Below are 6000 nucleotides of genomic sequence, written 5' to 3'. Positions count from 1 at the left end.
CTGGTTTAGCGCCAAATGAATCTGAGGTTAGATACCAAGATTCTAAAACTGTGGCCAAAATTAGTTGACCACTACAAATCCTAGTATATATAGCTAATGTCTACACATAGCCTTCTTTCCTGAGTTGATAGTATGGAGTTCTAGTTAATTCAATTTGTAATTGATTCTAAAGCTATTATTTTAGATGGCCACAGAAAAATCAATGTATCATTGGTTATCGCTAATTATCATTAAACTATCAGTTTTTCTTTTTTCATAATTTCATATGATTTAGACAGACAACCAATGAGGAGAAAATAATGTCTAATCAAAATAGTAATCACAAAGCGAATCAAGCAAATAATAATAAAGGCACTTCAGGAAACAACCCTGCTAATGCTAAAGTACATGGTAATAGAGGTAAGCAGATGAACCCAAACCAGAAAAAATAGCTGGGAATGAGGAAGCAGGTGATTATTCATCTGCTTCATTTTAAGGATAATTATGGAAGCAACAACAAGCTCAAAAAAGAATAAGAGAAAGTTCAAACAAACCAAGCAGCTAATAAGACTGGCACTAAATGATGGTTGGACTCAAAATGAAATTAAAGATGCCTGTAGGGTTCAACAATCAATTGTTAGTGGATGGAATAGTGGCTCTAAACAAGGCACTGAACAGCAACTAAAACCCTTACTTGAAATTTATGGTCATAAATTAAGAAGAAACTCTTTTCGTCTCTATTGGAATATTGATCCTGAAACAAATTCAAAAAATTTCTATAAAGTTGAAGGAAAGGTGATATTAAGCCAAGCATTTTTTGATGCTAGACGAGTTAAGTCTCAGTTACTAAAAAAGATTCCTCAGCTTAAGATTGTTATCCATCATCAGGGTAACAACAAGTTCAGAGTTGTGTATCAAAGTCGCCTAATGTTTCAAAATACAAATGCCGAATTAGAATCAACAGTTGAAGACGCTATTTGGGGGTCGGTTGTTTCTGAGCAATTTAGCCTATCAGAGCTGCTAGCTGCTATTGATACATTTTCAGAAACTACTCTAGCTAAGTACCCTAGCGATGCGAATACATTGCCATTTATAGTAAGACAAGCTTTGCTAAATCATGGGTTTGGTATTGACGGAGTTGCTGAATATCCTGCTATTTGGTAAATTAGTGAGACCCCCATAGGAAACTGGCACCTTAACGCCAAAATATGTGGATAAACCACATCAGTTTGAAGCACCTGTATTGGTAAGCCCTGTGACTAGCCAGTTTGCTACCGCAGCGCTATTCAAACATTTTTAGGAGCACATTGTTATTGCTTTCATTAAGCTAGGTCAAAGGTATTGCTGATTAGCCGAAACATACCATGTGATTACGGGATAGGGTGGGTAGGAAAGCCAGCCGTCACTTTTGTGGCCGCTGGCTTTTCGATATTCTAATATTGAAAGTTACTCATTCTTACGTCAGCGATTAGCGTTGTTAACTTGTTTCTTGCTTGCAGAAGCTAAAGTCTCACCTTCTCTTACGGGCAAACTTTATTGTCATTTTTTCTGTTACGGGCAAACTTTATTGTCGCTGCACATAAGTATTTCAGCGTATTGTGATAGATGAGATAAAAATATTACACTCTTAATTAAGGTGATTTTAAAGAGTGTAATATTGGTGCGTATATTTTTGCTGTTAAGTATTGTCGCTACAAGTTTTAATGCATTAGCATCAGAAAACTACAGCGATCATGAAGCGTTTTGCTTGCAACAGCCCAAAACGCACTGTTTAACTTATATTGAAACGCGCCTTAATGAAGTCAAAGATAACCCTGCACAGTGGTACAAAATAAAAACCTACCAATTTGATTACTACTACGACTACCAACAGTTCGAAAACTTACTCAACGCTATTACTCCTTTTTTAGAGCAAGATAAGCTGCCCGATGTATTTAAGCTACAAATGTATTTTTATTACGCGAAAGCACTTAACTATATTGGCAAAAAAGCAGAAGCTAAAACGTATGCCGCTAAAGCGTTTACCCAGTTAGACGGGATATATAATGCTTTTGGTGACCCTTTAAGATTAGTGGAGTTGGCTAACCTACACTATGTGTTTGGTAGTAAAAAAGCAGCGATGCGATTACTAAGAGATGCCGAGCAGCGCTTTGCAAAAAATAATGATCCTATTTTTCATTTAGAGCTGCACATTAACAAAGCGCATATTTACTTAAAGTGGCAGCAATACGAGCACGCAGTAAAAAGTAATTTAATGGCCTATAACGCCATAAAAAACACCAACCACGCTGCTAAAATAGTGCTTGCTAGCGGTAACTTAGCGTACAGTTATCAGCAAAATAAAGAGTATTTAGAAGCTATAAATTATTATAAAACCGCATTCAAATTTACTGAGCCCTCAAGCATTTACCATGCTATTTATAGCTTACGTTTAGCGCAGGTATATTTACAAATAGGTAAAAAGGTACAAGCGAAAGAATGGCTTAGTCGCATTGATAGAAACGCCACCGAGTTTGGTAAAGGCCATGCTGCATTGTATAGCAAGCTGCAGCACGCCCTTAGCAATAATTAATTTGCAATCGCTGCTTTATATGGGGTGTTAACGCCTGCGTAACGCGGGCCAAATATTTCTAAACCTTTAGGGCCTGTAAACTCCTTTGGCGCTGGTAAAATTACAACGGCTACTTTCATGCCTACCTCGTAATTAGGATTAGTAATGGGTGTGCCTGTTTGGCTGTTAATACAGCATATTAAATCAGGAATAGTTACGTGCACTTCATCATTTAAAAACGCGGCCATGTTTTCGTTTTTAACCGTTATTTTGTAGCTGTTATTTATAAACTCGCCTAACCCTTTAAGTGTTACTTCGCCTAAGGTAAAGCCTTCTACGGTGTTAAATTCGAATTTGCTTACCTCGCCTTCAAAGGCAATAAAGCCGCCGCCGTGCTTGGCAATTATGTGTGCTGTGTTAGCGTGCTGCTCGTTGGCTTCACGCATTGCTTTACCGAGTTTAAGGGCTTTACTAATGGTGCCATGAATAACCGCGTTTTTCATTTGCTCAATAGGTAAAATATGATCAATGGCTGCTATGTCGTTACGGCTAATTTTAGCCAGTGCTCGCACGACTGTTTCGGCGCGTAAGTCGTCCATTACATTTTCACAAATAAAGCACTCACCAAATTCATTCGCGGTAATAATGGGCGCTGCGGGTAAGTTATTTAAATAATAGGTTGAATGGGTGATCTCCGGTACTGCGCGCCCAGCGGGGTCGGCATCAATAATGTAGCCGTCAAACATTGCAGCTAAGTAAAACGATACTGCGGTGTTTGAGCCGCCAAGCTCACAACAAATAGTGCCATAAATAGCATCGTTACCTGTGTATTCAAGGGTGCGCTGGTAAGCAGCTAAAATAGCGTGCTTAGTGCTGCGGGGTAGGTTTGCATAAGCGCGTTCTTCTTGTTCACTTAAAGCAGAAATAGCCCCTAACATGTAAGGCGTACAAACAAGCTCTCCCGCGGGGACTTCATCGGCACTAATTAGTTTAAAGCTTTTACCCTGTGCGAGTGCTTCGTCAATATAGGCAATGCCTTCACTTAACTCACCGCCGCCGCCAGTGCCTAAAATGGCGCAGCCGTATAAAATATCAATAAGTTGGTCACGATTAAGAATTTGCATGTGTGTATCGCTATTGGTTAACTCATACCCATCCCCAAAATAGATCACTTAATTAAGCGGATTGGTATAAAAACAGCAGGTATAAAAAAAATACCTGCTGTGAAGGTGAAAAAATTAAAATTGGTAACTGAGCTCAATACCGTAACTACGAGGCTTATTAGGTTGGCGCACTAGGTCTGTAACCCCATCGGCCAGTAGAAAAATATCTTCAATAGCGCGCTCATCCGTAAGGTTGTCTACGTAAACTTGAACGCTCCACTGCTCTGATTTGAGCCCTACACCGGCATTTAGGTAGGTATAACGCGACGACTCAACATCAGGAATATCAATACTGAATGTTTTAGGGCCTTCAATTAATAGCTCAGCGCGCGAGAACAGTGACCATTCTCCGTTGAGTGCTAAGTTATGATTTGCCGACAGCCCGTAGTTATACTCAGGCACCCAAAATTGTGGCCTGCCAGCCAGTTCTGGGCGCAGTGCAAAGCGTTTAATTTCTGAATCAACAATACCTGCACTGAGGTTAATACTTAAATTGCTGGTGGCAGCAAAGGCGGCTTCTAGCTCTAAACCTTTGGTTTGTACTTCGTCAATAGAGAGGTTTTCAAGAGTGAAGGTATCTATATTAAATTGGGTAAATTGCGCATCGTCTTGCTCAATAATAAACGCGGCGCCATTAAGGGTAACTTTGTTATTAAACAAAGCAGTTTTAAAGCCTATTTCGTAGCTGTCAGAAATTTCTTTATCAAAGGTGCGGCTAATACCGTCGGCTGGCTCGTTAAAGCCCCCACTTCTAAAACCACGCGAGTAGCCGGTGTAAAGCAGTAGGTCGTCATTCATTTGGTACGCTAAGGTAACTTTAGGCTGTAATTGGCTAAACGATTTTTTAGCGTAAGTGGCGTCTTTATTGGTTGGGTCGAACGACTCGCGAGTATCGTGATCGTAACGCATCGCACCGGTGAGCTCTAACTGCTCGTTTATATCGTAGTTAAATTGCCCAGCAAGAGCCCATGCATCGCTGCTGTTGTTATCGATAATTGAAAGGTAGGGCTCGTCGTTGGCAAAATCTGCACGCGTTAAAATTTCGGCATCGGTAAAATCATCGTAAAATAATACCGCAGTATCGCGGTCGCGCTGTTGATAAAACGCTGACACCGACCATCTAAAAGCCTGATCCGACTGGGATATAAACCGCGACTCTAGCGTTAACGATTCAATATCGTATAACCCTTCAGTACCAAATGGGGCTCTAAAAAAGCCATCTTCGTCAATAAAGGTGGCATCGGCAGAGTAGTCGCCATCGTAAAAGTGCTCGTTTTCTGAATTGCTGTACGCGGTTACAAACTCAAATTTACCTAAATCGTAATGTTGGGTTAGCTTGGCGCTTAGCTCATATACATCACGCTCATCTTGGTTAATAATATTTTGTGAGGTATTAATTGAAAAGTCTTCAATGGTGTCATCGCTCACCCCTTGGTAGTAAGCAAACCCAGCTTCGCTTGAGGTGTATTTACCTTTAAGATTTATTGAGGTGTCTTCGCTTAGCTCAAACTCTAACTGAGAGAAAACCGATTGCTCTTTTAACGGGTCGGCGTAATCGCCTGTGTAGGTATTTTTAATCAGTCCGTCGGTATCTTTAATGTAACCACCGGCTCTAAAATAAGCGGTGTTTTCATCGTTAAGCGAACCCGATACAACCGCATTCAAATTATACGTGTTGCCATTACCTATTGAGCCTTTAATTTTACCTTCAAAGTCTTCAATAGGTTTTTTAGTTGTCACAATAACCGCACCACCAATGGCGCCGCGGCCATACAGTGCGCCTTGAGCACCACGCATAACTTCAATACGTTCAATATCAACTAGGTCTTGGTTTATAAATTCTAAATCGGGGGCGGTAACACCATCAACTACAAACGCTAATGGCGGATCGCCCACCTGTGGTGTAATTAAGCCACGAATAGTAATACGGGCAAGGCCGGGCCTAAAATTATCGAGCTGCGATAAGTTGGGAGTTAAATTAGCAACATCACGAAAGTTAGTAATACGTGAATTTTCGATTGTCTCGGCGCTAAATGCGGTAACAGAGTCGGGCACGTTTTGTATCGACTCAACACGCCCGCGCGATATCACCGAAATTTTTTCTATAGTGTCAGTTACTGTTTGTTGTTGTTCTTGCGCATGCACATAGTTTATGCACGACAGGGTAACTGCCGATGCTAATAGTGTTTTACGAAAGCGTATTTTGTTGTATCTGCTCATGTTCTATGTCCTAATGTGACTATCATGGTGATGTTACTTAGTGATAAATATTGTCGCTTTTTCAGACAAAATAATATTTTGTAAACC

Annotated in this window: 5 protein-coding genes; 3 read left to right on the top strand and 2 right to left on the bottom strand. The window is 40.4% G+C overall.

Annotated features, from left to right (window positions below):
• The first annotated feature begins 299 nt into the window (after window positions 1-299).
• The 3 genes from MTF64_RS19930 (at window position 300) to MTF64_RS10265 (ending at window position 2551) form a co-directional block, all read left to right on the top strand.
• Entirely contained in the window at window positions 300-431 is a 132-nt protein-coding gene (locus MTF64_RS19930) for a hypothetical protein (RefSeq protein WP_055014250.1), read from the top strand.
• A gap of 52 nt (window positions 432-483) precedes the next feature.
• Complete coding sequence (locus MTF64_RS10270) at window positions 484-1143, top strand: hypothetical protein (protein WP_248451283.1); 660 nt, start codon at window positions 484-486, stop codon at window positions 1141-1143.
• Window positions 1144-1639: 496 nt separating this feature from the next.
• Window positions 1640-2551: a hypothetical protein gene (locus MTF64_RS10265; RefSeq protein WP_223230617.1), complete on the top strand. Its 912-nt coding sequence runs from the start codon at window positions 1640-1642 to the stop codon at window positions 2549-2551.
• On the opposite strand, the gene MTF64_RS10260 is transcribed toward MTF64_RS10265, so the two are convergent.
• Window positions 2548-3654 carry a DUF917 domain-containing protein gene (locus MTF64_RS10260; protein ID WP_248451282.1) on the bottom strand — a complete coding sequence of 369 codons (1107 nt, stop codon included), beginning with the start codon at window positions 3652-3654 and terminating at the stop codon, window positions 2548-2550. The genes MTF64_RS10265 and MTF64_RS10260 overlap by 4 nt on opposite strands.
• Before the next feature lie 114 nt (window positions 3655-3768).
• Window positions 3769-5913, bottom strand: coding sequence for a TonB-dependent receptor (locus tag MTF64_RS10255; RefSeq protein WP_248451281.1), 2145 nt, complete (start codon window positions 5911-5913; stop codon window positions 3769-3771).
• Window positions 5914-6000: the final 87 nt, after the last annotated feature.

Source organism: Pseudoalteromonas sp. 2CM41L (assembly GCF_023161905.1).
Classification (GTDB): Bacteria; Pseudomonadota; Gammaproteobacteria; order Enterobacterales; family Alteromonadaceae; genus Pseudoalteromonas; species Pseudoalteromonas atlantica.
The sequence above is the reverse complement of the archived record's forward strand: the minus strand, read 5'-3'. Positions and strand labels throughout refer to the sequence as shown.